A 24,957-nucleotide genomic window follows, 5' to 3' on the forward strand; every position below is an offset into this window, starting at 1 on the left:
GCCTCATGCGTTAGATAAGTCACAAGACAAAATCGCGAGCTGTTAACTGTTAACTATGGTCCGGGTGGAGCGTCACCCGATCCCCTTGCGCCCAGCACCAGGCATCGACGATGTCGAAGAACAGGCTCACCGCGTTGACCATCACTACGGCCACGGTGAAGGCCCATTGGCTTGGGGTCAGGAAGTCGTCGCCCCAGACGCCGGCGAGTTGGCCGAGCAGGCCTAGTTCCAGCGGTATCCAGGCGAGCAGATGAACCAGGGACATGTCCTTGTTCATGCCGCCGTGGTGCCACATGAGTGACAGATTTACCGCCAATACCAGCAGCAGAGCGAGGGCGGTGGCCTGGCCGCTGAAGCTCTCCAGCAGCAACAGGCTGGCGCCGTTCAGGGGTATCAGGACCAGCAGTACCCAGCCCTGTAGCCACAGGGGCAGGTTGCGAAAGGAATGCCAGATGCCCAGCAGGCGATGTGAGGTGGAGTTGCCTTCCATGACTTAGCTCCCGTTGGTTTCACTGTTCAGTGACCAGTCATAATCCAGAAATTGGATCTTCAGCCGTTCTGCGTCCAGTGACTTTCGGTGGTTGGCGGGTATCTCCAGCGTATCCGCATACTGCAGAAAGTAATGGGAGAGGCTGCCGGCGGCATCGATAAAGTCGTCTTCATACCAGTCGAAGATCTTTGAGACTGCGAGATGTGGCGGTTTTTCGTTGAAGCGATTGCGCTGCCGATCGGTCAGAAAGCGACGGGTGCTGTCGGCCAGTTGCTGTTCCAGCTCCTTGGCCCGATAGGCTTCCGGGCGCAGGGCGGGGCAGCCCACGGAGGCGCAGTTCACAGCAAAATGAATGCGCGGATCCATCAGTGCGGGGTTGCCGCGAATCATCTTGTGCTCAACGTCGTCCAGGGTGCGTGCTTCACCCAGCAGGGTAAAGAAGCGCTGATCCCAGGGGCCGGAGAAGAAGGAACCGATATCACGGATAGAGTCGGGCAGGGTGTCCTGGCGCAGGATCAGGTCGATGGTGAAGGCATTGTAGGCATTGATCAGAAAGGCCAGCTTTTCATCCCGAGGCCAGCTTTCGAAGTCATCTTTTGATACCTGCGAGAGAGCGCCCAGATACTCGTCCAGTGCTGCCCGATCCTTGCGCAAGCCTGGGTAATCAACGCTGGTGGTGACACCGCCCCGTTGCCATTGCACATGGTTGTCCAGCAACGCATCCCAACGTTGGTGATCAAAGGCCAGCAGTGGGCTGGCAAGAATCAACAGTAGTGGTAGCAGTAACCGAGCAGCCATGAGGGGTCTCCGCAAAATCGATGTAAAAGTCGTTTGGCGCTCGCTCTGCAAGACCAGAGCGCCTGATGAAAACACGCTATCGTCGCCAGTTATGAATACGCTCCACCCACCGCAGCACGCCTTCCGGCTTGCGGGCTTTTTTCCACTCGCCGGCGGCGAATTTGTTGGCTTCCGCCATGGTGGGGTAGATGTGGATGGTGCCAAGGATCTTGTTCAGACCCAGACCGTGTTTCATGGCCAGTACATACTCGGCGATCAGCTCGCCGGCATGCTGGCCGACAATGGTGACACCGAGAATCCGGTCGCTACCTTTGGCGGTGATCACTTTCACGTAGCCTTCGTCAGCACTGTCGGCAATGGCTCGGTCCAGATCGTCAATGCCATAACGGGTAACCTCGTAGTCGATACCCTGCTCATCCGCTTCCTGTTCGTTGACCCCCACCCGGGCCACCTCCGGGGAGGTAAAGGTGCACCAGGGGATGACCCGGTAGTCCACCTTGAAGGATTTCAGGAAGCCAAACAGGGCGTTCACCGCGGCGTACCAAGCCTGGTGGGCGGCGGTGTGGGTAAACTGATAGGGGCCGGCCACATCGCCGCAGGCGTAGATATTCGGGTAGCGGCTTTGCAGCAGCTCATTGGTCTGGATGGTGCCGTCCGGGTCGGTGGGTAACGCAAGCGTCTCCAGCCCGAGATGGTCTGTATTGGCCTGCCGGCCCACGGCCACCAGCACGGCATCGAAGGGCAGCGCTTTTTCTTCACCTTCATGCTCCACATGCAGGTATTTCTCCCCGGCCTCGTTACTGAAACGAATGGCATTGTGCCCGGTGAGCACCTGTACGCCGCTGTCCTCCAGGGATTGCTTCACCAGCTGACAGGCCTCTGGATCTTCTCGCACCATCAGACGGGGCTGTCTTTGCACCTGGGTGACCTGGCTGCCCAGCCGGGCAAAGGTCTGCGCCAGCTCGCAGCCAATGGGGCCGCCCCCCAGTACCAGCAGCCGTTCGGGTTGTTCATCCAGCTCCCAGAGGTTGTCGGAGGTGAGAATGTCCATCTCCTCAATGCCGGGAATGGGCGGCACAAAGGGACGGGCGCCGGAGGCAATAATGATGCTGCGTGCGGTGAGAGTTTCCACCTGGTCACCGTTACGGATTTCCACTTCCCAGGGTGACAGGAAACGGGCTTCTCCCTGGCGGCAGTCCACGCCCAGGTCGGTGTATCGTTCCACGGAGTCATGGGGTTCGATTTTTGCGATGGCCCTGTGCACCCGTGCCATCAGTTTGCTGAAACGGAACTGGCTGCTGATGGTATCGAAACCGTATTTTTCCGCCTGTTTGTCATGGAAGGCCACGCTGGCGCTCTTGATCAAGGCCTTGGACGGTACGCAGCCGGTGTTGAGGCAATCACCGCCCATCTTGTGTTTTTCAATCAGGGTGACTTTGGCTTTCACCATGGCAGCAATATAAGCGCTCACCAGGCCGGCGGAACCGGCGCCGATAACGATCAGGTTGCGGTCAAAGTGTTTGGGTTTTTTCCAGCCCTGGTAGACCTTGCGGGCCTGCAGGCGGGCCATGATGCCTTTGGCAATCCACGGGAAGATGCCCAGCAATACAAAGGCGCCGATCAGTTCCGGTGACAGCAATCCGCTGGCGCTCTCTATCTGCCCCAGTTGAGTGCCAGCCAGCACATAGACGGCGGTGCCCGCCAGCATGCCGACCTGGCTGACCCAGTAAAAAGTGCGGACCTTGATGGGGGTCAGGCCCATGACCAGGTTAATGACAAAAAACGGAAAAGCAGGAACCAGGCGCAGGGTGAAAAGATAGAAAGCGCCATCTTTCCTGACACCTTCGTTGAGCTTTTTCAGGCGATCGCCAAAGCGTTGCTGCACCGTGTCGTGGAACAGAAACCGGGAAGCGATAAAGGCCAGGGTGGCGCCCATGGATGAGGCAAAAGACACCAACAGCAAAGCGACCCAAAACCCAAACAGGGCGCCGGCGGCCAGTGTCATGATGGCGGCACCGGGCAGGCTCAGGGCGGTAACCAGCACATACATGAGAAAGAAACCGCCAAGAATCAGTGCCGGGTTTTCCTGATACAGAGCATCAAAAGAGGCTTGTTGGTTCTTGATGTAGTCCAGGCTCAGGTACTGGCCAAGATCGAAGAAAAAGTAGCTGGCGATCAGGATGGCAAAGACCGCCAGCAGGATGAGTTTGCGAACATTCATGGGTATGTCCTTGCCGGATTAACCCTGGAAAATCCAGGGTTGGTCGATCAGGGTCCAGGGCGAGGGCAACGCCTGCTCGCCGGGTGTAAAACTAGGATGCGTGGAGTGAACCGCTGTTACACCGCACGGCGATAACAGCGGGCGTTACGTGGCCCTGTCAGCAGCAGGGAGCTCCACCGTTGCCGGCATCATTATCTTCAAAGGGTACGTTCAATCCGCACCCTTCAAAGATGCCGTAATGGGTATCGAAGTTCCCGATAAAAGTGAAATGCTCGGCGAAGCGGCTTTTCTCCAGCATCAGCCAGGTATTGCCGCACACCGGAAACACCTTGCCGGTTTCGATGACATGGTGATCGTCCAGCATGAACGCATGGGGATGCTGTTCTACGGTGCCTTGATAGATCACCGCCTGACCGTAGTCTTCGCAGGCCGGTTCCAGCCCTTCGATATTGAACAAACGGTAGGTGGCGGAATAAAAACGTTGTTGGCCGAGGCGCGCTTCGATGTCCGGGTTTTCGATGGTCAGCCGGCGGGATTCCACCAGGCGGGGGTCGGCAAAGCCGTTCTGTTTAGCCAGATTGATAAAATCATTCCAGTACAGGGCGCCGGCCAGGCATTCGCCGTACAGCACCGGGTCATTGAGCAGCGGTTGCGGCACGCGGCGGTCTGCATACACATCGGAGAAAAAGAACTCGCCACCGGGTTTGAGCAGCCGCTTCACGTCACGTATGACCTTGGGCTTGTCGGTGCTGAGATTGATCACGCAGTTGGAAATAACAATGTCGAAGTAGCCCTCTTGCAGATCCAGCTGATCCAGCTCTTCGATATACCCTTTGAGAAAGCGCACATTGCTTTTCGCATAGCCGAAAACGTCCCGGTGGTAGTCCTGATGACGTCTGGCTACCTCCAGCTGCTCGTCGGTCATGTCCACGCCCACCACTTCACCGTGCTCGCCCACCAAGGCAGAAAGGAGATAGACGTCGCGCCCGGAGCCGGAGCCCAGGTCGAGAATACGCATACCCTTCAATTGCTGTGGAGCTACCAGGCCGCAGCCGTAGTAGCGCATGACCACTTCATCATGGAGCTGCGCAAGGAGGGGTTTCAGATAGGCCGGCGGCTCCTGATCACAGCAGGCATTGGTCTGCAGGTCGTCACTGGAATGCAGCTGTTGGCCGTAGTAGTTCTGTACCTCTTCACGCATTGTTGATCCTCTGGTGGTGGCTTCGGTGTAACGTGGTTTCACTGCCTACGGTGTAGTGCAATGAAGTAAAGATGCCATCTTTGTGTTCAGGTTACACCGGCGAGAGACGATGACTGTAATTATTGCGTCAAGATGGCATCCAAGACGACAGTAAAAAGTGAATACAAGGACAAGCGATGCAGCAGAAAATGTGGGGCGCGCTGTTGTGCGTGTTGGCAATGATGGGCTGCCAGCCGGCAACGGACAAGTTGGTGATTACCGGTTCCAGCACCATCGCGCCGCTGATGGCGGAACTGGCTGAACGATTTGAGGCGCAGACCGGGGTGCAAGTGGATGTGCAGAGCGGTGGTTCCGGGCGCGGCATCAGCGATGTGCGCCAGGGGCTGGCGGATCTGGGCATGGTCAGCCGTGCGTTGAAACAGGACGAGCAGGACCTTGCCGGCCATGTTATCGCCCGCGATGGCATCGCGCTGATTGTGCACGCAGAGAATCCGGTGGCCCCGCTTACCCGGGATCAGATTATCGCTATTTATACCGGAAAGCTCGACAGCTGGTCGCTGCTGGGTGGCGCAGATCGGCCCATCACCGTAGTGCACAAGGCCGACGGGCGATCGACGCAGGAGCTTTTTCTTGAACATTTTGGCCTGGATAACGACCAGGTCCGGGCGGACCTGGTGATTGGTGAAAACCAGCAGGGGATCAAGGCGGTGGCCGGCGACCCGTATGCCATTGGCTATGTCTCTATTGGCACGGCGGTTTATGAGGCAGACCATGACGTGCCGCTGCGCTTGTTGCCGCTGCAGGGCGTGCCGGCCAGCCTGGCGGCGCTGGAGCAGGGCGATTACCCGTTAAGCCGTGAATTGAACCTGGTCAGCCGGGGCGAGCTGAAGAGACAGGCAAAGGCGCTGCTGGATTTCCTTGCTGATCCGGCCCAGGCCGAGATATACCATGCTTACTACTTCCTCCCCGCCACGCGCTGACCGGCTGCTGAGCTGGGGGCTAAGGCTGGCCGGCGCTGCAGCCGTGCTGGTGCTGGGCGGTATCGTGCTGGTACTGCTGATGCAGTCCGCGCCGTTTCTGTTGGATCATGGCAGTGACCTGTGGCGCAACGACTGGCAACCCGGCCAGGCCCGTTATGGCATGGCGGCCATGGTGGCCGGTTCTATTGTGGTGAGCGTGCTGGCGCTGCTGCTGGCCGGGCCGCTGGCGGTATTGCTGGCTGCCTGGTTGCGTTATTTCGCCCCTGCACTGCGCCGGCCTATGCTGGCGCTGGTGGAGTTGATGGCCGGCATCCCCTCAGTGGTGTATGGCCTGTGGGGGATGCTGGTACTGGTGCCCTGGATCAACCAGTGGGCACCGCCGGGGGCCTCGTGGCTGGCGGCATCGCTGGTATTGGCCCTGATGATTTTACCGCTGGCATTGCTGGTCACCGATACGGCCCTGGGCCAGTTGCCCGTTCGCTACCTGCAGGCCGGCCAGGCGTTATCCCTGTCCCGGGTGGGCATGCTCCGCCGGGTCCTGCTGCCCCAGGCGGGGGCCTCCATTGTCAGTGGGCTAGTGCTGCAATTCGGTCGTGCACTCGGGGAAACCATGGCGGTATTGATGGTGGCTGGCAATGTGGTGCAGTGGCCTGGCTCCCTGTTCGACCCGGTGCGGACGTTGACTGCCAATATCGCTCTGGAAATGGCCTATGCCACTGGCGATCACCGAGTGGCGTTGTTTGCCAGCGGACTATTGCTGTTGCTGGTGACCGCGCTGTTGTTGTTGCTCAGTTGGCGGTTGCGGGGAGAGAAGCATGCGCTGGCCTGATCGTCTTGCGGCAGTGAGCGGGGCATTGCTGCTGCTGGCGGTGCTGGTGCCCATGGGGTTGATGCTGTGGTCGCTGTTGGTACAAGGCAGCGGAGTGTTATCCGTGGACTTTCTTCTGGAGGATCCGAGCCAGGCTGGCCGTGCCGGTGGTATCGCGGCGTTGTTGATCAGCACCGGCTGGATTCTGGCGGTGTGTCTGCTGGTGGCCGTGCCGCTGGGGCTTGGCTGCGCGCTTTATCTGAGCGAACAGGTGCCGGCGGGCACCCGCCGTGCGCAATGGCTGGGTGGCGTGCTGGATATGCTGGCGGCGGTACCCTCCATCGTTTACGGCCTGTTCGGCTACCAGTTTTTTGCCATCAGCCTGGGGCTGGGATTTTCCATTCTCAGTGGTGGCCTGGCATTGGCGCTGATGGTGCTGCCGTTGATGATCCGCAGTGCCGAGCAGGCGCTGCGGGCGGTGCCGTTTTCCTATCGGCAGGCGGGTGAGGCGCTCTCGATCAGCCGCTGGGGCTGGGTAAAACGCATCCTGATACCGCAGGCCGCGCCGGGGATTGCGGTGGGGATTATTCTCAGCATCGGCCGGGCATTGGCGGAAACCGCCGTCTTGTTATTCACCGCCGGCTATGTGCTGCGACGACCGGATTCGGTGATGGATTCCGGTCGCGCTCTGAGCGTGCATATCTATGACCTGGCCATGAACGTGCCCGGTGGTATGGCCCGCGCAGCGGCCACCGGCCTGGTGCTGGTGGCCATTCTGGTGATACTGAATCTGCTGGTGCGGCGCTGGCTGCGCCCGGCTCAAGGAGTGCTGTATTGATGATGCCCCCTTCGTTGGAACTGCAAGGCGTGTGTGTGCACTACGGCAATCAGGCGGCCATTGAACAGGCCAGCCTGACCGTGGGCGGTGGTGAGCTGATGGCGCTGGTCGGGCCCAGTGGCTGTGGCAAAAGCAGCCTGCTGGGCAGCATCAACCGCATGACCGACAGCATTCCCGGGTGTCGGGTCAGTGGTCGCGTGTTACTGGGGGGTGAGGTCGTTTCTGCCCGCCACGATTCGGCAACGCTGCGCCGTCAGATCGGTATGGTGTTTCAGCAGCCCAATCCCTTCCCGTTGTCGATTATCGATAATCTGCGCTTTCCCCTCTCTGAACACGGTGTGCCTCGCCGCGAGCGCGATGGCCGTGCTGAGCAGGCCCTGCGCGCAGTGGGGCTGTGGGAGGAAGTGAAGGGGCGATTGCATCAGTCGGCCCTGGGGCTGTCCGGTGGTCAGCAGCAGCGCCTGTGTATTGCCCGGGCGTTGGTGCTGCAGCCCCGGGTGCTGTTATTGGACGAGCCCTGCTCGGCGCTGGATCCGGTGTCCTCGAAAGTGGTGGAGGAGTTGATCGTCTCCTTGAAGGGCCGCTATACCCTGCTGATGGTGACCCATAATCTGGCGCAAGCCAGGCGTATCGCTGACAGCGTGACGGTCTGTTGGGTGGAAGCAGGGTGCGGTTGCGTGGTGGAATCCAATGGTTGCCGCCAGGTGTTCGAACACCCCAGTCACCCTATTACCGCCGCCTATTGTGCGGGAGAAGCGGGCTAGCACCATGGCTGCCAGAGGGCGGTCGGGTTAACCGCTAGTGCCAGGGCTCCAGGCATTGCCGTTGTAAAAAACCTGGATTCAGGAAGTCACTCGTGGAAACCAGAAACCTCACTGGAAAATAGTATGGATCGAATGAATGATATCTGGCGTTCGTTGCGTAGCTTGCCGCTGTGGGTGCAAATCTGGGTGGTCGCTATTCTTGTGCCGGTGAATGTGTTGCCATTTTTTGTGCTGGATACCCCAGTAGGGCAGGCTGGGGCGGTGGCAGCGTTAGTGGTGCTGGTGACTAACGGCCCCTTGCTGTGGATGTATCGGGGCATGAACAAGATATTGTCGATCCCGCATCTGATTGCCTGGGCACCATTGGAGATCTATCTGTTGATGCTACTGACCGATAGCGGGTTCCGAGCCGAAGCAGGCGATGTGGAGCTGGGCTTGGCCGTGCTGCTGTTGATCATCAATGGCATCAGTCTGGTGTTCGACGTGATAGACAGTGCCAAATGGATGGCCGGGGACCGGGCCACACCCGGCATCGCAGGCGGCAGTTAACGGCTCTTGCTCAGATATTCCCGGGAAGGGGCGGTTACCCGGACGGGTGGTCTCTTGATGCGTCCAGCTTTTTCAGAATGGCCTCTGTGCGGGCATCGTCCAGCGGTTTCTCCTCGCGGGGCAGAAAACCCAGCAGAGCACGCAGCTGCCTGACATAACGCCGGCAATGCTGGCACATCAGCAGATGCAGGCGCAGCGCAAAACGCTCGCGACGGCTGATCGGGGAGCCATCAACCAGGGCGTCCGCCTTTTCAACGAGGTGTTGGCATTTCAGCATTCGCCGGTCTCCTGGAAGTGATCCACCATTTCGAATAAACGGGCCCTTGCTCGGTGAAGCAATACCCGAACATTCGATGCACTGATTTCCAGCATGTTACAGACATCGTCTGCAGGCAGGCCTTGCAGATCTCGTAGCTCCAGCACCAGGCGCTGGCTGTCAGGCATGAAATGCAGGTGTTTTTCCATACAGCGGCGCAGTTCTTCGCGGGTCAGCAGGTTTTCAGGGCTGGATAGCTCCCAGTGCTGTGGAGGATGCTGCCAGTGGCCATCACCGTGAAAGCGATGCGCCAGAGCGTCAGGATCGTTAGTGGGATCAAACTGAATTTCCCGACCCCGCTTCCTTAGCATCATTTTCGCCTGGTTGATCACGATGCGCGTCAGCCAGGTGCGCAACAGGCTGCGCCCCTCGAATTTAGCGATCGCTCTATGTGCGGCAATCCAGGCATCCTGCACGGCCTCTTCGGCATCTGCCGGGCTGAGCATGGTGCGTGCAGTGGCCAGCAACATGTTGTGATGGCCTTTGACCAGTTGGCCAAAGGCTGCCGGGTCTCCCTGGCGAAGCTTTGCAATAAAGTGGGGATCTTCCAGCTGGATATCGGCCATAGGCGGTTCCGGTTGGCTAGCGCGGCAGCATGTTGCTGGGGTCGTCTTCTCCATCGTCCCCCTGGTGCAGCATGACCAGGCGGCGCAGGTGCTGCATGTCGTCCACGGAAGGACGGCTGAACATGATGCCGATTTCCAGGCCCTGCTGACGTTTCACGGTGCCGGGCAGGGTCAGATGAATGTCAGAATCTTCCAGGGTAATGGCCAGGGTGATCGGCGATGCATCGGGCAGGGCCAGCGGCTGGCTGCTGTGTACCTGGGCGCCCATGACGGACAGGTCCGCCAGTTCTACCGCAAAGGTATCTTGCTGAAAGATCAGTGTGGCTTCGCCATCAAAGGCAACGCGGTTCGCCCGGCGCCGTTCATTCATGTTGTTATTCCTTGTGATCCCCGCACCCCGGCTGCGTTCCTGCTGCCGGGGTGGCCTTCTCTCGCCTTACACCTCGATACGCTTGTACTTCATGCGCTTGGGTTGGAGGGCGTCATCACCCAGTTGCTTGCGCTTGAACTCCTCGTATTCGGTATAGGAGCCTTCAAACCATTCTACCCGTGCGTCCCCCTCAAAGGAGAGAATATGCGTCGCGACCCGATCCAGGAACCAGCGATCGTGAGAAATCACGATGGCACAGCCGGGGAAGGCCAGCAGGGCTTCTTCCAGGGCCCGCAGGGTTTCCACATCCAGATCGTTGGTGGGCTCATCGAGCAGTAGCACGTTGGCACCCTGCTTGAGGAGTTTGGCAAGGTGCAGACGATTTCGTTCCCCGCCGGACAGATCGCCGACCCGTTTCTGCTGATCGCCACCCTTGAAGTTGAAGCGACCCAGGTAGGCGCGGCTGGGGACCTCGTAGTTGCCGATCTTGAGGATATCGTTGCCCTCGGACACTTCTTCCCAGACGGTTTTCTTGCTGTCCAGGTCTTCGCGGCTCTGGTCCACGTAGGCCATTTGTACGGTGTCGCCGGTAACGATTTCACCGCTATCCGGGGTTTCCTGGCCCGCCAGCATGCGGAACAGGGTGGTTTTACCGGCACCGTTGGGGCCGATAATGCCGACGATGGCACCACGGGGAATCTGGAAACTCAGGTCTTCGTAGAGCAGTTTGTGGTCGAACTGCTTGCCCACACCGTGTAACTCGAACACCTGCTCGCCGAGACGATCACCCGGTGGGATATAGAGCTCCTGGGTTTCGTTGCGTTTCTGGAATTCCTGGCTGGCCAGTTCCTCGAATGCGCTCACCCGGGCCTTGTTCTTGCTGCGCCGACCTTTGGGGTTCTGGCGTACCCACTCCAGTTCCTTCTCCACGGTCTTGCGGTGAGCGGACTCGGATTTGGCTTCCTGCTCCAAGCGTTTTTCTTTCTGTTCCAGCCAGGAGGAGTAGTTGCCTTTCCAGGGGATGCCTTCACCGCGGTCCAGTTCCAGAATCCATTCGCAGGAGTTGTCCAGGAAGTAACGGTCGTGAGTCACCGCCACCACGGTACCGGGAAACTCGTGCAGGAAGCGCTCCAGCCAGGCCACGGATTCTGCGTCCAGGTGGTTGGTGGGCTCATCCAGCAGCAGCATGTCCGGGGCGCTCATGATCAGGCGGCACAGGGCCACCCGGCGGCGCTCACCACCGGACAGGTGCTCGACGCTGGCATCCCAGGGCGGCAGACGCAGGGCGTCGGCGGCGATTTCCAGCTTGCGCTCCAGGTTATGGGCATCGCTGGTTTCGATGATGGCTTCCAGCTTGGCCTGCTCGGCGGCCAGCTTGTCGAAATCCGCATCCTCTTCCGCGTAGGCGGCATAGACTTCGTCCAGCCGCTGCTGGGCACTGAGGATCTCGGACAGGGCTTCTTCCACGATCTCGCGGACATTCTTGCTCGGGTCCAGCTCCGGCTCCTGGGGCAGGTAGCCGATATTGGTGCCCGGCTGCGGCCGTGCTTCACCCAGATAATCCTTGTCCACCCCGGCCATGATGCGCAGCAGGGTGGATTTACCCGAGCCGTTCAGGCCCAGCACGCCGATCTTGGCGCCGGGGAAGAAGGACAGGGAGATATCTTTGAGAATGTGCTTTTTCGGCGGGACAACCTTGCCCACCTTGTCCATGGTGAAGATGTACTGGCTCATAAACTCCGACCGCAGTGTCATTGAGTGTACGGGGCCCAGCGGACCCCGTCGGAATGGCGCCTAAGCTAACGGAAAGCGGCGCCGAGTGAAAGGCTGTGGGCCGCGGAGGATCAGGAGATGAGCAGTTGCAGGCTCCCTAGTGCGGCGAGTTGCCAATGCCGCTGCCGAGCAGGATTCGGATGATATCCTGCTGCTTGTTGACCCCGAGCTTGTGGAAGATGCCTTTCAGCTGGGTCCGTACGGTGGCCAGGCTGACGCCTTTCTGGTTGCTGATTTCCTTGAGATCCAGACCGTTGGTGAGAGCAATGGCGATGCCGGCTTCTTTGCGGGTCAGGCCAAACGTCTGGATCAGTTGCTCCTCGGAGGCATTAAAGGAAGCACCGGGGTCTGACAGGTATAACACCACCAGCCCGGGTTCCGCTGGGCCAAACTGTGAGTGCGGCGCCTCGTGGCAGGGCACACCAATCACGGTAAGAGGATGGCTGCGCTCCGGGTGGCGCAAACCAATCGCCTGATCCTGTGGCCAGGGGTCGTGGCCTGGGTTTTCGCGCAGGCGTAGCAGCATTTCCTGAAGCTTTAGGTCGTCTTCCGGGTAATGCGCCTTGAATCCCTGCGGCGTCTGCACCAGGGCGGGATGGGTGTCCAGCAGAAGGGTGGCCAGGTCATTGCAGTAGCGGATGCGGCTGTCCCTGTCGATGATGACAGTGCCCAGCATGACTTTGGACAGGGCGTACTGGAGTGTTTGTGCCCGGCTTTCCTGAAGGTGCAACTGACGCTGGATCAGCAAGGCCCGCTGGAAATGGGGGGCCAGCTGATCGAGCAGCTGCAGTTCCCGTTTCCCGAAGGGCTCCGCCTTGAAGGAGCGGTGAACGCCAATACCTACATGCCAGTGGTCATCGTTGAAAAAGCTGATGGCGGCCACGTAGCCCAGATCGTTGGGTTTGGCGATCAGCCGGTAGTAGAGCGGGTGGGCCAGGCGGGCCTCATCATGTCGGCAGACCAGGCCGGCCCTGCCGATGGGGCGAAGGCTCTGGATCTGATAGATGGGATCATATTTGGCCATGCCCAGCCGGTAGGATAACTCGGCCACTTTGGGCAGCCCGTAACAGGCCATCATGTAGCGGGTATTCTGGTGGTGGTCCTCCACGTGGATGCCGCCGGACTTGGCATTCAGGCGTCGGCACAGCTCGGTAATGACCACTTTCCAGTGCTCGTGGTGGTATGAGGCTTCATAAATGTCCCCGATAAACTCAAGAAGCTCTTCCGCGGTGCCCTCTGCAGCATTGTTTATGGCTCGTTCCATGGCGCTCCCCGCAGCACGTTTCGCGGCATTATCCGGGGTGAAACAGGTGCCCGGCATTCACCCGATGCTGCGTTCCCTTAGAATTATTATGGGTATTGCCCGTGGTCAACAGTGTAGGCAGCCTGCTCCGCTGTTGGCAATAAGTGTGATACAGGTCTCAACCAGGGGGCGATGAACGGGCCGGAGCAATGAAAGTTGGTCATGGAGAAATGAAAGGCCTTCATGTGCCAAGCCGCTGGCTTTTGGGTAGAATACGCGCCCCAACCCATCTCTTTGCATGCTGACAGGTAGCCCATGTTCCCGAAATCCATGTCCATCGCCGAGTTCGATCCGGAAATCCAGGCGGCCATTGAGGCCGAGGAAGTTCGCCAGGAAGAGCATATCGAGCTGATTGCCTCTGAAAACTACGCGTCTCCACGGGTCATGGAAGCCCAGGGGTCCGTGCTGACCAACAAATACGCGGAAGGCTACCCGGGCAAGCGCTATTACGGCGGTTGCGAGAATGTGGACGTGGTCGAGCAGCTGGCCATCGACCGTGCCTGCGAACTGTTTGGCGCCGATTGGGCCAACGTGCAGCCGCATTCCGGTTCCCAGGCCAACGGTGCGGTCTACATGGCCATGCTGCAGCCCGGCGACACCGTATTGGGCATGAGCCTGGACGCCGGTGGCCACCTGACCCACGGCGCCAAGCCGAACTTCTCCGGCAAGACCTACAACGCGGTGCAGTACGGCCTGGACAACGACACCGGTCTGATCGACTACGACCAGGTGGAAGCCCTAGCCCGTGAGCACAAGCCGAAGATGATCGTGGCCGGCTTCTCCGCCTACTCCCAAGTGGTGGATTGGCAGCGTTTCCGTGACATCGCCGACGAAGTGGGTGCCATCCTGCTGGTGGACATGGCCCACGTGGCCGGCCTGGTTGCTGCGGGTGTCTACCCGAGCCCGGTTGGCATCGCCGATATCACCACCACCACTACCCACAAGACGCTGGGTGGTCCCCGTGGTGGCCTGATCATGGGCAAGACCAACGAAGCCATTCAGAAGAAGATCAACTCTGCGGTATTCCCCGGTGGTCAGGGTGGCCCTCTGGAGCACGTGATTGCCGCCAAGGCGATCTGCTTCAAGGAAGCCATGCAGGCCGATTTCAAAGGCTACCAGCAGCAGGTAGTGAAGAACGCCCAGGCCATGGCCGGCGTGTTCATCGAGCGTGGCTTTGATGTGGTTTCCAACGGCACCGAAAACCACCTGTTCCTGCTCAGCCTGATCAAGCAGGACATCACTGGTAAAGATGCGGATGCCGCCCTGGGCAGCGCCAACATCACCGTGAACAAGAACGCTGTCCCCAACGACCCGCGTTCCCCGTTCGTCACCTCCGGCCTGCGCATCGGCTCCCCCTCCATCACCCGCCGCGGCTTTAACGAAGCCGATGCCAAAGAATTGGCCGGCTGGATCTGCGACATCCTCGACAACATGGGCGATGAGTCCGTGATCGAGACCGTGAAGGGGAAAGTGAAAGAGATTTGTGCGCGGTTGCCGGTGTATGAGCGCTAGAAGATGAGTTGACAGTGGATAGTTGACAGCGAAAAGCGAACAAATACGTAGGGTCACGGATGACGACGAGGTATGCAGCGCGGGAGAAATCCCGCGCTTTTGCTTTGCGGATGATAAAGGTTTATCAGTATCTACAAGAGCAGAAGCGAGAATTCATATTAAGTAAGCAATTGCTGCGCAGTGGAACAGCAATTGGAGCCTTGGTCAGGGAAGCTGAGCAGGCTGAGAGTCGTGCAGACTTCGTGCATAAGCTGTCTATCGCTCTCAAAGAGGCTAATGAAACGGAATATTGGCTGGAGTTATTGACGGAGTCCGGCTATTTGGAGCCTTCGTCTGGTCAGTCAGTTATGGCTGACGCCAAAGAGCTACTAAAGATATTGACGGCAATTATCAAAACCACCAAAACGCGCCGATAAACGGGTTTCAAGGTTTTAGCTGTCAATTGTCAACTATCAACTGTCAACTGGGGTTTCCATGTATTGCCCGTTTTGTTCGGCCCAAGACACCAAAGTGATCGACTCCCGTCTGGTCGCGGATGGCGGGCAGGTGCGTCGTCGGCGTGAGTGTCTTAGCTGCAACGAACGCTTTACCACCTTTGAAACGGCGGAGCTGGTGATGCCGCGGCTGGTGAAGTCCGATGGGACGCGTCAGCCGTTTGATGAAGCCAAGTTGCGGGCCGGCATGTTGCGGGCGCTGGAGAAGCGGCCGGTAAGCATGGAAGATCTGGAGGCCGCGATCAGTCGTGTCTGCCACCGCTTGCGGGCCACCGGGGAGCGTGAGTTGCCGGCCCGGGAGCTGGGTGAGTTCGTGATGGAAGAGCTGCAGCAACTGGATGATGTGGCCTATGTGCGTTTCGCGTCCGTGTATCGCAGCTTTCAGGATATTTCCGAGTTTTCCGCAGAAGTGGATCGCCTGCGCGGGAGAAGTGACAAGAAAGACGACTAGTCTTTCAGTTGAACATTGGAAAGCCACCGGTCACCGGACGTGACCGGTGGCTTTTTTCGTTGTGCTGCAAGAAGGATGCTCAGCTGCCGTGCAGCCATTGGGCAAGCAGCAGATACAGCGGGATACCTGCCAGCACATTGAACGGAAAGGTAATGCCCAGTGACGCGGCCATGGACAGGGTGGCGTTGGCCTGGGGCAGGGCGACGCGCATGGCTGCTGGCACCGCGATGTAGGATGCGCTGGCTCCCAGAACGGCCAGCAGGGTGATGCCGCCCACCGACAGGCCCAGCCCCTGGCCCAGCAGGGCGCCTAATCCGCCTGCTAGTAGCGGCATGAAGATGCCGAAGGCGGTCAGGAACGGGCCATCCTGCTTGAGAGCGCCCAGCTGTTCCGTAGTGATCAGCCCCATTTTCAGTAGGAACAGCGCCAGAGCCCCCTGGAACAGGTCCATGAAGAAGGGGGAGATCTTGCTCAGGCTATCGCCGGCGAAGGCACCGATCAGCAGGCCGCCCACCATCAACACGATCCCCGGGCTGAGCAGGGTTTCATGGGCCAGCTTGCGGCTGGCCAGGCCGGCGGACAAACCTTTTGCGAGCACCAGGCCGACAATGATGGCGGGAATCTCCAGCAACACCACAAACAGCGGAAAGTAGGGCTCGTAGGCCACGCCAGCGGCATCCAGCACTGCCACGGCGACAGCATAGGTGGCCACACTGACGCTGCCATAGTGGGCGGCAATGGCGGCTGAATTGACCCGGTTCAGGCCGCCCACATAGCGTAGCAGCGGGAAGGCCATTAACGGCAGAACCACACCGAAGCCCACCACCAGTAACGATTCCCGGACAATCCGCAGGCTGGCGTGCTCCGCCAGGGCGGCGCCACCCTTCAGGCCGATGGCCAGTAGCAGGAACAGGGTCAGGGTCTGATAAAGCCCGCCGGGAAAGGGAAGGCGAACCTTCAATATCCCGGCAGCCAGCCCCAGCACGAAGAAAAGCACTACCGCATCAAGCTGCATAGCTATCCCCGCCTCGCTGGGTGTCAGTGGCGGCGGCCGGGTTGCGCCCTGCCAGCCATGCCAGGGGCAGCAAGGCGATGCCGATGACTCCCAGTGGCAGGCCGGCGTGCCCGTTGGCGATCAGGGCCGTGGCCAGTCCAAGGTTGAGCAGGGCAACGAAGAGAATGAAAAAACGCTGTCGAGAGTGTTGTGGCATGGGACCTCCGGGTGAAATCGGAGGCCATTATCAGAGAGAGAAAGATTAGATAAAAATAGATACTATCTAGGTTTTATATAGATAAAGGTCTAATCATGAGCCGGTTACATGCCCGCGTGGGTACCCTGAGGCAACTGGAGATCCTGCTGGCAGTGCATGAGGCGGGCACCGTAACCGGGGCGGCGGAAATGCTGCATCTGACGCAGCCCACGGTATCCATGCAGCTGCGCAAACTGGTGGATGCCATGGGCATGCCGCTCTACCAGCAACAGGGCCGCAAATTACGTTTTACCGATGCCGGCCTGGCGGCGGTGGCCAGCGCCCGCCGGGTGCTGGAGGAGTTCGAGCATCTGGATATGACCCTGGCGGATTTGCGCGGACTCAAGGCCGGCACCCTGCGCCTGGCGGTGGTCACCACGGCCAAGTACTTCGTGCCCCATCTGCTGGGGCCTTTCTGTGCCCTGTATCCCGGCGTGGAGGTGTCCTTCCATGTGGGCAACCGTGAGCAGATCATCGAGCGGCTGGAGCAGGGGCTGGATGATTTCTGCGTCTTCAGTCATGTTCCCGGCGGCCGCCCGCTGATCTCCAGTGCCTTTCTGGATAATCCGCTGGTGGCCATTGCCGCGGAAAATCACCCGCTGGCCCGCCGTGACCATCTGACCCTGGATGACATCGCCGGCGAGCCCTTTCTGATGCGCGAACCCGGCTCCGGCACCCGTCACGCCATCGAGCACTACCTGCAGCAACAGGGCAAGCAGCTGAATGTGAAGATGACGGTGGAAAGCAATGAGGCCATCCGCCATTCGGTGATGGCCGGGCTGGGTATTTCCATTCTCTCCGCCCATACCCTCAATCTGGGTGGCTGGGTGGGGTTGGCGCCGCTGAAGGTAGTGGGCCTGCCAATTGTCACCCAGTGGTACCTGGTGCGGCCTTCCGGGAAAAAACTGTCGATTGTGGCGCAGGCGTTCCAGCAGTTCATGGCTAACGAGGGCAGAGCGGTGCTGGCGGATTTTGTGGAAGATGCGGATCGCTTTGTTGCGGCACCGGGCGCCGGCATCCAGTAGAATGCCTGCCATGTTTACGCGTCTGGATTATCAATATATGGCCCGTGCCCTGCAGTTGGCAGAGCAGGGCCTCTACACCACCGACCCCAACCCGCGGGTGGGGTGTGTGTTGGTGCGTGATGGTGAGATTGTCGGGGAAGGGTTTCATGCCCGTGCCGGCGAGCCCCATGCCGAACGTCATGCCCTGGCAGCAGCGGGTGATCGGGCCCGCGGGGCCACTGCCTATGTGACCCTGGAGCCCTGTTCCCACACCGGTCGTACCGGGCCCTGCGCGGATGCGCTGGTGGCTGCCGGGGTGGCCAGGGTGGTGGCTGCCATGGAAGACCCGAATCCCCAGGTGGCCGGTAATGGCATGCAAACGCTGGCGGCAGCGGGTATTGAAACCGCCTCTGGTCTGCTGGAAGCCGACGCGCGGGCGCTGAATCCGGGCTTTATCTCGCGCATGACACGCCAGCGGCCCTACCTGCGCATCAAGATTGCCGCCAGTGTGGATGGCCGCACGGCAATGGCCAGTGGCGAATCCCAGTGGATTACCGGCCCTGCGGCCCGCGAGGATGTGCAGCGCCTGCGCGCCCGCAGCTCTGCGGTGATTACCGGTGTCGGCACCGTACTGGCGGACCGGCCTTCCTACACGGTTCGCCCGCAGCAGTGGGCCCTGACCGACTATCAGGAACACTCGGGGGGCAGTGACCGCGTGCGTCAGCCCCTGCGGGTGATCCTGGATCGTACCCTGCAGACTCCGCCGGATGTGCCGGTGGTCAGTGCCCCGGGCCATTGCCTGCTGGTGGCAGGCGAACAGCATCCCGGGCGGCAGAATGCCCTGGAATCCGCCGGTGCCGAGGTGATGCTTTTGCCCGCCTCCGGGTCCGGGATCGACCTGCAACAGTTACTGATCGAACTGAACCGGCGCGAATGCAATGAAGTACTGGTAGAATGTGGCGCCACGCTGGCCGGGGCCTTCGTTCGCGAGGGGCTTTTCGACGAGCTGATCGTCTATATGGCGCCGGCCCTGCTGGGCTCATCGTCCCGTCCTCTGCTGGGGTTGCCGCAGCTTGCCAGCATGAGCGAGAAGGTATCGCTGAAGTGGCAGGATGTGCGCCAGGTCGGTGATGACCTGCGCCTGACGCTGGTTCCGGCGTGATTCAGACACCGCTGTAGGAGCCATGCAAGCATGGCTCCTACAGTGTGACATCAAGAGGCATTTCCATGTTTACCGGCATTATTGAAGCCATGGGCCAGGTCGCGGCCATGACCCCGAAGGGGGGCGACGTGACGTTGCTGATCAAGAGCGATGCGCTGGATTTTTCCGATGTGCAGCTGGGGGATTCCATTGCCGTTAACGGCGTCTGCCTGACCGCCACGGCTCTGCCCGGCGGAGCTTTTGAGGCGGATGTGTCCGGGGAGACCCTGTCGCTGACCTCCCTCAAGCAGATCGCTGTAGGCAGCCAGGTGAACCTGGAAAAAGCCCTGACACCGACCACCCGGCTGGGCGGTCATCTGGTCAGCGGCCACGTGGATGGCCTGGGCAAGATCGTGCAGATGAAGCAGGATGCCCGCTCGGTGCGCATCGATATCGAAGCCCCGGCGGAGCTGGCCCGCTACATTGCCCACAAGGGCTCGATTACCGTGGATGGCATCAGCCTGACGGTGAACAGTGTGGACGGCGCGGTGTTTTCCCTGAACATCATCCCCCATACCCAGGATGTCACCACTATTGGTCAATGGCAGGTGGGGACGCCAGTGAACCTGGAAGTTGATATAATCGCCCGCTATCTGGAGCGCCTGTTGCTGGGCGACAAGGCCGCCGAGCCGAATGCGGAAGGTATCTCCATGGCATTTCTGGCCGAAAACGGGTTTTTGAAAGGCGGCTGACGCCGCCAGAAACAAGCTGCAAGCGACAAGCTTCAACGCGATAAAAGCGAGTTGCCATCAATTGCAGGCTTGAGTGCGCGAATATCGCGTACCGGAAAGACAGGGTTTGCACTGGTTTTCCTTGTAGCTTGCGGCTTGTAGCTTGCAGCTCATCACCGGTGAAAAATGCAGAGGAAGTGCAGTTTGCTTCCACGCTTGATAGGTCGAGTACCACTATGCAGCTCAATAGTATTGAAGAACTGATCGAAGACATCCGCCAGGGCAAGATGGTTGTCCTGATGGATGATGAAGACCGGGAAAACGAGGGCGATCTGGTGATGGCCGCCGAGCATGTCACCGCCGAGGCCATCAATTTCATGGCCCGCTACGGCCGTGGTCTGATCTGTATGCCCATGTCCCGGGAACGCTGTGAGCTGCTGGAACTGCCGTTGATGGTACAGAGCAACGGCAGTGGTTTCGGTACCAAGTTCACTGTGTCCATTGAGGCCCGTGAAGGGGTCACCACCGGGATTTCCGCTGCCGATCGTGCCCGCACCGTGCAGGCCGCCGTTGCCCGTAATGCCCGCGCCTATGACATCGTCCAGCCTGGCCACATTTTCCCGTTGATGGCTGAGCCGGGTGGCGTGCTGCGTCGCGCTGGTCATACCGAAGCGTCATGCGACCTGGCCATGCTGGCCGGTTGCGAGTCTGCCGGGGTGATCTGTGAGGTGATGAACGACGATGGCTCCATGGCCCGTCGTGAAGACCTGGAAGTGTTTGCCAAGGAGCACGACCTGAAGATTGGCACCATTGCCGACCTGATCCAGTATCGCGCGCTCAACGAGAAAACCATCGAGTTGATGTCCGATAACACGCTGGATACCTGGTACGGTGATTTCCGTCTGGTCGCCTTCCGCGACACCGTGGATGGTCTGACTCATGTGGCCCTGGTCAAAGGTGAGATCAGCGAAGATAAGGAAGTGACCGTTCGGGTGCATCAGGTGGATCCCCTGCGAGATCTGATGAGCGCCAAGATGAACGGCCGCACCGGTTGGAACATGCATCGCGTTCTGGAGTCTGTCTCCCAGGCGGATGCCGGCGTGGTGATTATTCTGGGTCAGGATTATGAATCCCAGGATACCGTGGAGCGGCTGGAAGCCTTCTTCGGCGGCACGGCCAGCAAACCGAAAGGGGAATCCCGGGCCTACCGCAACATCGGTACCGGCTCCCAGATTCTCAAGGCCCTGGGAGTGCGCAAGATGCGCCTGCTCAGCTCGCCAATGAAGTTTAATGCGCTCAGTGGTTTCGATCTGGAAATCACCGAGTATGTGGAAGCAGACAGTTAAATTAACGCTTGCACGCAACATGCTCCACGCTTGCACGCGTGAGGCTTGCTAGCGTGGAGCGTGTTAGCGAGGAATAAACATGCAAAACATCAAAACCCTGGAAGGCACTCTGAATAATGTGGGCGGCCGTTACGGCATCGTCGTGGCCCGCTTCAACAGCTTTGTGGTGGAAGCCCTGCTGGAAGGCGCGGTGGATGCGCTGGTTCGTCACGGCGTCAGCCCCGATGACATCGAGATCATCCGTGTGCCTGGTGCCTGGGAAATGCCGGTGGCAGTGAAGAAGATCATCGAAAAGCGTGACTACGACGCAGTGATCACCCTGGGTGCGGTGATTCGCGGTGGCACCGCCCACTTCGAATATGTGGCCGGCGAAGCGGCCAAGGGTATTGCCTCTGTGCAGAACGCCACGGGTGTGCCGGTGGTCTTCGGTGTACTGACCGTGGATACCATCGAGCAGGCTATCGAGCGTTCCGGCACCAAGGCCGGCAACAAGGGTGCCGAAGCGGCCATGAGCGCGCTGGAAATGGTCTCCCTGTTTAAGGCACTGTAATTATTCGGGACGCGGCGCGGGGCGCAGGCGTCCCGCACCACTTCCTGACGTTGAGGCAGCATGAACAATCCTTCCACACCCAGTGCCCGCCGCAAGGCGCGCCGATTCACCATGCAGGCCCTGTATCAATGGCAGCTGGCCGGTGCCGCCGTAAGCGACATCGAAGCCCAGTTCCTGGCTAACCAGGATTTTGCCAAGGCAGATCGCGAGTACTTCCATGACCTGCTGCACGGGGTGCCGGCCCAGGTGAAAGAGCTCGACGAGCTGCTGACGCCCTATCTGGATCGTCGGGTAGAGGAGCTGTCCCAGATCGAGAAAGCGATCCTGCGACTCGGCGCCTACGAGCTGAAAGAGCGCCTGGATGTACCCTATCGGGTGGTGATCAACGAAGGTATCGAACTGGCCAAGGTGTTCGGCGCCGACGATTCCTTCAAGTACGTCAACGGCGTACTCGACAAGCTGGCGCGCAAGCTGCGCTACCAGGAAGCGTCAGAACGTCCTTTCCGCGATTGAGCGGATGCGCGCAGGGCTCCCTGCGCGCTATGCTTCTCCCATGACAGACACCCCAAAGCCGCAGAGCCTGGATGAGTTTTCCCTGATCCGGCGCTACTTTCATCGCCATGGTCACCACGGCCCTGATACCGGCGTGGTGCTCGGCCCCGGTGATGATGCGGCCATCCTGACTCCCCCTGCCGGTCAGCAACTGGTGATGACCCAGGACACCAGCCTGGCCGGTCGCCATTTCCCTGACGACATGGATGCCGCCGATGTGGGCTATCGCTGCCTGGCGGTGAATCTGTCCGACCTGGCGGCGATGGGCGCCGATCCCCTCTGGTTTCTGCTTTCGCTGACGCTACCCGACGTGGATGAAGGCTGGCTGGCCGGCTTTGCCGATGGCATGTTTACCCTGGCGGACCAGGCCGTCATCTCCCTGGTGGGGGGCGACGTGACCCGGGGCCCGCTGTCTGTTTCCATTCAGGCCACCGGGGCGGTGCCGCCGGGGCAGGCCCTGCGGCGTGATGGCGCGCAGCCAGGCGATCGCATCTGTGTGGGCGGTGTCACTGGGGCAGGCCTGCTGGGTTTGCAGCAATGGCAACAGGGGATGCGCAGCGGTGCCGCCATCGATCATTTCCGGCGTCCGTCTCCGCAACTCAGTCTGGGGCTGGCGCTGCGTGGTCGCGCTACGGCCTGCATTGATATCTCCGACGGGGTGCTGGCGGACCTGGGCCATATTCTGGCCGCGTCCGGTAGTCTGGGGGCCTGTTTGCAGGAAGATGCCCTGCCGCTGGGCAGTGCGGTGCTGGCCGGTTGCAGCGAGGCAGAACAACGTCGCCTGCAGCTCCAGGGTGGCGATGATTACCTGCTGCTTTTTACCCTGCCAGCGCAGGAAAGCCTGCCGCCGGGCTGCTATTGTCTGGGCACGGTGGAGCAGCAGGAGGGCCTGCGACTGGCAGGCCGGGACGGAACAATAACGACGTTGCACGCCACTGGCTGGCAGCATTTTTGAGTAACGCACACGGGCTTGTCGGCATGTGGGGTGACGCATGTTGCGTGTTGCGTACAAGCGAGAGATGTCGATGGAACTGAAACGCCCGAAGATGACAAACCCGGTCCACTTTCTTGCCTTCGGCTTTGGCTCGGGCCTGGCGCCCATTGCGCCGGGGACCTTCGGCACGGTGGCTGCCATGCCGATCTGGTGGCTATGTGCCCAGCTGCCGCTGTGGGGCTATCTGCTGGTGACGGCGCTGGTGATCGCAGTAGGCCCGTTCCTGTGTGGGAAAACCTCCCATGACATGCACGTACACGATCACCCGGGTATTGTCTGGGATGAAATCGCTGGCCTGCTGATCACCATGATTGCGGTGCCGGTGACCTGGTGGGGGGCGCTGGCGGGGTTCGTGGCTTTCCGGGTGTTCGACATTATCAAGCCCTGGCCCATCGGCTGGCTGGACCGTCGCGTGGAAGGCGGGCTGGGGATCATGGTGGACGACCTGCTGGCCGGGGTGTATGCGGCGGTGGTGGTACAGCTGCTGATTGTTTTCCTGCCGCAGTGGTTTACCTGAGCAATCGCAGGAAACGTCGCCAGGGTGGGCAGAGGTTGCAGGTCGCCGGTATGTGTCTTGTTGCACTGGTTTGAATTGCCCTAATATCGTTTTGTCACTACCGCTGGCACGAAAAGGATAGCGCCACACCGGGTTAGCTTTTAGCCTGAATGGATAATAACTGACCAACCGCAGGCAGGGATTTGCCATGTCGGATACCGATCCCCGTACCAGACGGGTGGTGGTGCCGGGGGTGCGCTGGCTACGCTTTCCCCGGCGCCTGGAAACGGAATATCGTGAATATCAGTGCCGGGAAGCCGTGGAAGGTTTCCGGGTTAATGCCTTTTATATTCTTCTGCTTTATCTCCTTCTGATCTCCGGTATCTATGCGTTGGCGCCGGAAGCGGTACGTGGCCGCTGGCTGGCGACCTATATCTGGGTAGGGGTCATCGTGCTGGTGGCTGGCGGTCTTGCCCAGGTGTCGGCCCTGAATCGTTATTTTCCCTGGTATGCGGGGCTGGGAAGTTTTCTGGCGGTGGCGGTGTCCATGGCCATCCCTGGTTTCATTGATGGATCGGTCTCCGTCCAGCTGGCCCATGTGTCGGTGATCTATGCGTTGGTGATTGTTTACGCGATGGTGGGCCTGCGCTTCCCGGTGGCGGTAGCGGCGTGTTGGGGAGGGGGGCTGCTGGGTTGGTGGCTGTCTGAGCGCTTCGGCCACGGAGTGGACTGGCAGGTGACCCACCGTACCTATACCGGGGTGAGCCTGCTGGGGATGTTCCTGTGCTATACCTCCGAAGTGCGAGATCGCCTGCTGTTTTTCAATCAGCGGCAATTGCTGCGCCAGCAACAACGCACCCAGGCGCTGGCCGAACGGCTCCATCGGCTCAGTCGGGAAGACAGCCTGACCGGGCTTGCCAATAGGCGTTCCTTTGATGAGGCCCTGGATCGGGAATGGCGCCGCTGCCAGCGTGAGCAGCAACCGCTGACGATCATGCTGGTGGATGTGGACTGCTTCAAAGCCTACAACGACCATTACGGACACCTGCAGGGAGACCGCTGTCTTCAGCAGCTGTCCAATGAACTGCGGCGTTACGGGCGACGGGGTGGCGACGTGGTGGCACGCTTCGGTGGTGAGGAATTCGTGTTGCTCTATCCCGGCATTGCTGACACCGAGGCACAACAACTGGCCTCACGGGTATGCCGCTCGATACGCGCTCTGGCAATGCCTCATGCCTGTAATCCCGGCACCGGCGAAGTCACTGTCAGCGTGGGCGTGGCCGTATTGACCCCCAGCCCGAAACAGACCGCAAGGGCCCTGCTGGATGCGGCGGACCGCGCCCTGTATCAGGCAAAACAAAGCGGCCGGGACACCTGGCGACTGTATGAACCGCCACCCAGGGTGCGGCTGGTCAAGGATGACAGGTGAATCGCCTGATGCTCGACGCCAGACGCCGAA

Annotated in this window: 28 protein-coding genes; 17 read left to right on the forward strand and 11 right to left on the reverse strand. The window is 60.1% G+C overall.

The features are described from left to right. Positions 1-49: 49 nt before the first annotated feature. From Q0Y02_RS14230 to Q0Y02_RS14245, 4 genes are all read right to left on the reverse strand, one after another. Positions 50-490 carry a hypothetical protein gene (locus Q0Y02_RS14230; protein ID WP_297769835.1) on the reverse strand — a complete coding sequence of 147 codons (441 nt, stop codon included), beginning with the start codon at positions 488-490 and terminating at the stop codon, positions 50-52. Positions 491-493: 3 nt separating this feature from the next. Beyond that, a complete protein-coding gene (locus tag Q0Y02_RS14235) occupies positions 494-1,288 on the reverse strand; it encodes a DUF547 domain-containing protein (protein ID WP_297769838.1) in 795 nt (264 codons plus the stop codon). 76 nt (positions 1,289-1,364) lie between these two features. Continuing rightward, complete coding sequence (locus tag Q0Y02_RS14240) at positions 1,365-3,509, reverse strand: FAD-dependent oxidoreductase (RefSeq protein ID WP_297769841.1); 2,145 nt, start codon at positions 3,507-3,509, stop codon at positions 1,365-1,367. A 157-nt stretch (positions 3,510-3,666) separates the two neighbouring features. Then, positions 3,667-4,710, reverse strand: coding sequence for a methyltransferase domain-containing protein (locus Q0Y02_RS14245; protein ID WP_297769844.1), 1,044 nt, complete (start codon positions 4,708-4,710; stop codon positions 3,667-3,669). A 176-nt stretch (positions 4,711-4,886) separates the two neighbouring features. Between Q0Y02_RS14245 and Q0Y02_RS14250 the strand changes: the two genes are divergently transcribed. The 5 genes from Q0Y02_RS14250 (at position 4,887) to Q0Y02_RS14270 (ending at position 8,649) form a co-directional block, all read left to right on the forward strand. Continuing rightward, positions 4,887-5,690 carry a phosphate ABC transporter substrate-binding protein gene (locus Q0Y02_RS14250; protein ID WP_297769847.1) on the forward strand — a complete coding sequence of 268 codons (804 nt, stop codon included), beginning with the start codon at positions 4,887-4,889 and terminating at the stop codon, positions 5,688-5,690. After that, complete coding sequence (gene pstC / locus Q0Y02_RS14255) at positions 5,659-6,519, forward strand: phosphate ABC transporter permease subunit PstC (protein ID WP_297769850.1); 861 nt, start codon at positions 5,659-5,661, stop codon at positions 6,517-6,519. The genes Q0Y02_RS14250 and pstC overlap by 32 nt, the downstream gene beginning before the upstream one ends. Continuing rightward, positions 6,506-7,336, forward strand: coding sequence for a phosphate ABC transporter permease PstA (pstA, locus tag Q0Y02_RS14260; RefSeq protein ID WP_297769853.1), 831 nt, complete (start codon positions 6,506-6,508; stop codon positions 7,334-7,336). Before pstC ends, pstA begins: the two co-directional genes overlap by 14 nt. Beyond that, positions 7,336-8,100 carry a phosphate ABC transporter ATP-binding protein gene (locus Q0Y02_RS14265; RefSeq protein WP_297770818.1) on the forward strand — a complete coding sequence of 255 codons (765 nt, stop codon included), beginning with the start codon at positions 7,336-7,338 and terminating at the stop codon, positions 8,098-8,100. Before pstA ends, Q0Y02_RS14265 begins: the two co-directional genes overlap by 1 nt. Before the next feature lie 123 nt (positions 8,101-8,223). Next, positions 8,224-8,649 (forward strand): hypothetical protein, encoded by a 426-nt coding sequence (locus Q0Y02_RS14270; protein ID WP_297769857.1) that lies wholly within the window; start codon positions 8,224-8,226, stop codon positions 8,647-8,649. Between the two features lie 34 nt (positions 8,650-8,683). Here the strand turns inward: Q0Y02_RS14270 and Q0Y02_RS14275 are convergent, their stop codons facing one another. The 5 genes from Q0Y02_RS14275 to Q0Y02_RS14295 all read right to left on the reverse strand — a co-directional run bounded on the left by Q0Y02_RS14275 (position 8,684) and on the right by Q0Y02_RS14295 (position 12,938). Beyond that, positions 8,684-8,926 carry a zf-HC2 domain-containing protein gene (locus Q0Y02_RS14275; protein ID WP_297769860.1) on the reverse strand — a complete coding sequence of 81 codons (243 nt, stop codon included), beginning with the start codon at positions 8,924-8,926 and terminating at the stop codon, positions 8,684-8,686. After that, positions 8,920-9,531 (reverse strand): sigma-70 family RNA polymerase sigma factor, encoded by a 612-nt coding sequence (locus tag Q0Y02_RS14280; RefSeq protein WP_297769863.1) that lies wholly within the window; start codon positions 9,529-9,531, stop codon positions 8,920-8,922. Before Q0Y02_RS14280 ends, Q0Y02_RS14275 begins: the two co-directional genes overlap by 7 nt. 16 nt (positions 9,532-9,547) lie before the next feature. After that, positions 9,548-9,901, reverse strand: a complete 354-nt coding sequence (locus Q0Y02_RS14285; protein ID WP_297769866.1) for a PilZ domain-containing protein — start codon at positions 9,899-9,901, stop codon at positions 9,548-9,550. Between the two features lie 66 nt (positions 9,902-9,967). Next, a complete protein-coding gene (gene ettA / locus Q0Y02_RS14290; RefSeq protein WP_035244986.1) occupies positions 9,968-11,635 on the reverse strand; it encodes an energy-dependent translational throttle protein EttA in 1,668 nt (555 codons plus the stop codon). A gap of 136 nt (positions 11,636-11,771) precedes the next feature. Next, positions 11,772-12,938 carry a helix-turn-helix transcriptional regulator gene (locus Q0Y02_RS14295; protein WP_297769870.1) on the reverse strand — a complete coding sequence of 389 codons (1,167 nt, stop codon included), beginning with the start codon at positions 12,936-12,938 and terminating at the stop codon, positions 11,772-11,774. A 294-nt stretch (positions 12,939-13,232) separates the two neighbouring features. Between Q0Y02_RS14295 and glyA the strand changes: the two genes are divergently transcribed. Genes glyA through nrdR form a run of 3 tightly spaced genes read left to right on the forward strand, consistent with a single transcriptional unit; the run spans position 13,233 to position 15,434 of the window. Next, on the forward strand, positions 13,233-14,489 hold the full coding sequence (gene glyA / locus Q0Y02_RS14300; protein WP_297769873.1) for a serine hydroxymethyltransferase: 1,257 nt from the start codon (positions 13,233-13,235) through the stop codon (positions 14,487-14,489). A gap of 59 nt (positions 14,490-14,548) precedes the next feature. Continuing rightward, positions 14,549-14,905 carry a four helix bundle protein gene (locus tag Q0Y02_RS14305; RefSeq protein WP_297769876.1) on the forward strand — a complete coding sequence of 119 codons (357 nt, stop codon included), beginning with the start codon at positions 14,549-14,551 and terminating at the stop codon, positions 14,903-14,905. 58 nt (positions 14,906-14,963) lie between these two features. Continuing rightward, positions 14,964-15,434, forward strand: a complete 471-nt coding sequence (nrdR, locus tag Q0Y02_RS14310; protein ID WP_035244983.1) for a transcriptional regulator NrdR — start codon at positions 14,964-14,966, stop codon at positions 15,432-15,434. Positions 15,435-15,513: 79 nt separating this feature from the next. On the opposite strand, the gene Q0Y02_RS14315 is transcribed toward nrdR, so the two are convergent. Both Q0Y02_RS14315 and Q0Y02_RS14320 read right to left on the reverse strand, forming a co-directional pair. Continuing rightward, the gene (locus Q0Y02_RS14315; RefSeq protein WP_297769879.1) at positions 15,514-16,449 is read right to left on the reverse strand and encodes a sodium-dependent bicarbonate transport family permease; all 936 of its coding nucleotides are present in this window, start codon (positions 16,447-16,449) and stop codon (positions 15,514-15,516) included. After that, positions 16,439-16,645: a hypothetical protein gene (locus Q0Y02_RS14320; protein WP_297769882.1), complete on the reverse strand. Its 207-nt coding sequence runs from the start codon at positions 16,643-16,645 to the stop codon at positions 16,439-16,441. The genes Q0Y02_RS14315 and Q0Y02_RS14320 overlap by 11 nt, the downstream gene beginning before the upstream one ends. 95 nt (positions 16,646-16,740) lie before the next feature. On the opposite strand from Q0Y02_RS14320, the gene Q0Y02_RS14325 reads away from it, so the two are divergent. The 9 genes from Q0Y02_RS14325 (at position 16,741) to Q0Y02_RS14365 (ending at position 24,927) form a co-directional block, all read left to right on the forward strand. Further along, positions 16,741-17,709 carry a LysR family transcriptional regulator gene (locus Q0Y02_RS14325; protein ID WP_297769884.1) on the forward strand — a complete coding sequence of 323 codons (969 nt, stop codon included), beginning with the start codon at positions 16,741-16,743 and terminating at the stop codon, positions 17,707-17,709. Between the two features lie 10 nt (positions 17,710-17,719). Further along, positions 17,720-18,850: a bifunctional diaminohydroxyphosphoribosylaminopyrimidine deaminase/5-amino-6-(5-phosphoribosylamino)uracil reductase RibD gene (gene ribD, locus Q0Y02_RS14330; RefSeq protein WP_297769887.1), complete on the forward strand. Its 1,131-nt coding sequence runs from the start codon at positions 17,720-17,722 to the stop codon at positions 18,848-18,850. A 65-nt stretch (positions 18,851-18,915) separates the two neighbouring features. Next, the gene (locus Q0Y02_RS14335) at positions 18,916-19,581 is read left to right on the forward strand and encodes a riboflavin synthase (protein WP_297769890.1); all 666 of its coding nucleotides are present in this window, start codon (positions 18,916-18,918) and stop codon (positions 19,579-19,581) included. Positions 19,582-19,796: 215 nt separating this feature from the next. Beyond that, positions 19,797-20,906 carry a bifunctional 3,4-dihydroxy-2-butanone-4-phosphate synthase/GTP cyclohydrolase II gene (gene ribBA / locus Q0Y02_RS14340; RefSeq protein WP_297769893.1) on the forward strand — a complete coding sequence of 370 codons (1,110 nt, stop codon included), beginning with the start codon at positions 19,797-19,799 and terminating at the stop codon, positions 20,904-20,906. Positions 20,907-20,985: 79 nt separating this feature from the next. After that, positions 20,986-21,456 carry a 6,7-dimethyl-8-ribityllumazine synthase gene (gene ribE / locus Q0Y02_RS14345; RefSeq protein WP_290539409.1) on the forward strand — a complete coding sequence of 157 codons (471 nt, stop codon included), beginning with the start codon at positions 20,986-20,988 and terminating at the stop codon, positions 21,454-21,456. A gap of 60 nt (positions 21,457-21,516) precedes the next feature. Further along, positions 21,517-21,969 (forward strand): transcription antitermination factor NusB, encoded by a 453-nt coding sequence (nusB, locus tag Q0Y02_RS14350; protein WP_035244976.1) that lies wholly within the window; start codon positions 21,517-21,519, stop codon positions 21,967-21,969. Positions 21,970-22,009: 40 nt separating this feature from the next. Then, positions 22,010-22,963, forward strand: a complete 954-nt coding sequence (gene thiL / locus Q0Y02_RS14355; RefSeq protein ID WP_297769901.1) for a thiamine-phosphate kinase — start codon at positions 22,010-22,012, stop codon at positions 22,961-22,963. A gap of 70 nt (positions 22,964-23,033) precedes the next feature. Then, the gene (locus Q0Y02_RS14360; protein ID WP_297769904.1) at positions 23,034-23,519 is read left to right on the forward strand and encodes a phosphatidylglycerophosphatase A; all 486 of its coding nucleotides are present in this window, start codon (positions 23,034-23,036) and stop codon (positions 23,517-23,519) included. A 187-nt stretch (positions 23,520-23,706) separates the two neighbouring features. Further along, the gene (locus tag Q0Y02_RS14365; RefSeq protein WP_297769907.1) at positions 23,707-24,927 is read left to right on the forward strand and encodes a diguanylate cyclase; all 1,221 of its coding nucleotides are present in this window, start codon (positions 23,707-23,709) and stop codon (positions 24,925-24,927) included. Positions 24,928-24,957: the final 30 nt, after the last annotated feature.

This window comes from uncultured Alcanivorax sp. (genome assembly GCF_947258575.1).
Lineage (GTDB): Bacteria > Pseudomonadota > Gammaproteobacteria > Pseudomonadales > Alcanivoracaceae > Alcanivorax.

Excerpts from the sequence above, each read along its gene's own strand:
- Q0Y02_RS14230 (WP_297769835.1), bottom strand. The coding sequence starts at position 490 with ATGGAAGGCAACTCCACCTCACATCGCCTGCTGGGCATCTGGCATTCC.
- Q0Y02_RS14235 (WP_297769838.1), bottom strand. The coding sequence starts at position 1,288 with ATGGCTGCTCGGTTACTGCTACCACTACTGTTGATTCTTGCCAGCCCA.
- Q0Y02_RS14240 (WP_297769841.1), bottom strand. The coding sequence starts at position 3,509 with ATGAATGTTCGCAAACTCATCCTGCTGGCGGTCTTTGCCATCCTGATC.
- Q0Y02_RS14245 (WP_297769844.1), bottom strand. The coding sequence starts at position 4,710 with ATGCGTGAAGAGGTACAGAACTACTACGGCCAACAGCTGCATTCCAGT.
- Q0Y02_RS14250 (WP_297769847.1), top strand. The coding sequence starts at position 4,887 with ATGCAGCAGAAAATGTGGGGCGCGCTGTTGTGCGTGTTGGCAATGATG.
- pstC (WP_297769850.1), top strand. The coding sequence starts at position 5,659 with ATGCTTACTACTTCCTCCCCGCCACGCGCTGACCGGCTGCTGAGCTGG.
- pstA (WP_297769853.1), top strand. The coding sequence starts at position 6,506 with ATGCGCTGGCCTGATCGTCTTGCGGCAGTGAGCGGGGCATTGCTGCTG.
- Q0Y02_RS14265 (WP_297770818.1), top strand. The coding sequence starts at position 7,336 with ATGATGCCCCCTTCGTTGGAACTGCAAGGCGTGTGTGTGCACTACGGC.
- Q0Y02_RS14270 (WP_297769857.1), top strand. The coding sequence starts at position 8,224 with ATGGATCGAATGAATGATATCTGGCGTTCGTTGCGTAGCTTGCCGCTG.
- Q0Y02_RS14275 (WP_297769860.1), bottom strand. The coding sequence starts at position 8,926 with ATGCTGAAATGCCAACACCTCGTTGAAAAGGCGGACGCCCTGGTTGAT.
- Q0Y02_RS14280 (WP_297769863.1), bottom strand. The coding sequence starts at position 9,531 with ATGGCCGATATCCAGCTGGAAGATCCCCACTTTATTGCAAAGCTTCGC.
- Q0Y02_RS14285 (WP_297769866.1), bottom strand. The coding sequence starts at position 9,901 with ATGAATGAACGGCGCCGGGCGAACCGCGTTGCCTTTGATGGCGAAGCC.
- ettA (WP_035244986.1), bottom strand. The coding sequence starts at position 11,635 with ATGAGCCAGTACATCTTCACCATGGACAAGGTGGGCAAGGTTGTCCCG.
- Q0Y02_RS14295 (WP_297769870.1), bottom strand. The coding sequence starts at position 12,938 with ATGGAACGAGCCATAAACAATGCTGCAGAGGGCACCGCGGAAGAGCTT.
- glyA (WP_297769873.1), top strand. The coding sequence starts at position 13,233 with ATGTTCCCGAAATCCATGTCCATCGCCGAGTTCGATCCGGAAATCCAG.
- Q0Y02_RS14305 (WP_297769876.1), top strand. The coding sequence starts at position 14,549 with ATGACGACGAGGTATGCAGCGCGGGAGAAATCCCGCGCTTTTGCTTTG.
- nrdR (WP_035244983.1), top strand. The coding sequence starts at position 14,964 with ATGTATTGCCCGTTTTGTTCGGCCCAAGACACCAAAGTGATCGACTCC.
- Q0Y02_RS14315 (WP_297769879.1), bottom strand. The coding sequence starts at position 16,449 with ATGCAGCTTGATGCGGTAGTGCTTTTCTTCGTGCTGGGGCTGGCTGCC.
- Q0Y02_RS14320 (WP_297769882.1), bottom strand. The coding sequence starts at position 16,645 with ATGCCACAACACTCTCGACAGCGTTTTTTCATTCTCTTCGTTGCCCTG.
- Q0Y02_RS14325 (WP_297769884.1), top strand. The coding sequence starts at position 16,741 with ATGAGCCGGTTACATGCCCGCGTGGGTACCCTGAGGCAACTGGAGATC.
- ribD (WP_297769887.1), top strand. The coding sequence starts at position 17,720 with ATGTTTACGCGTCTGGATTATCAATATATGGCCCGTGCCCTGCAGTTG.
- Q0Y02_RS14335 (WP_297769890.1), top strand. The coding sequence starts at position 18,916 with ATGTTTACCGGCATTATTGAAGCCATGGGCCAGGTCGCGGCCATGACC.
- ribBA (WP_297769893.1), top strand. The coding sequence starts at position 19,797 with ATGCAGCTCAATAGTATTGAAGAACTGATCGAAGACATCCGCCAGGGC.
- ribE (WP_290539409.1), top strand. The coding sequence starts at position 20,986 with ATGCAAAACATCAAAACCCTGGAAGGCACTCTGAATAATGTGGGCGGC.
- nusB (WP_035244976.1), top strand. The coding sequence starts at position 21,517 with ATGAACAATCCTTCCACACCCAGTGCCCGCCGCAAGGCGCGCCGATTC.
- thiL (WP_297769901.1), top strand. The coding sequence starts at position 22,010 with ATGACAGACACCCCAAAGCCGCAGAGCCTGGATGAGTTTTCCCTGATC.
- Q0Y02_RS14360 (WP_297769904.1), top strand. The coding sequence starts at position 23,034 with ATGGAACTGAAACGCCCGAAGATGACAAACCCGGTCCACTTTCTTGCC.
- Q0Y02_RS14365 (WP_297769907.1), top strand. The coding sequence starts at position 23,707 with ATGTCGGATACCGATCCCCGTACCAGACGGGTGGTGGTGCCGGGGGTG.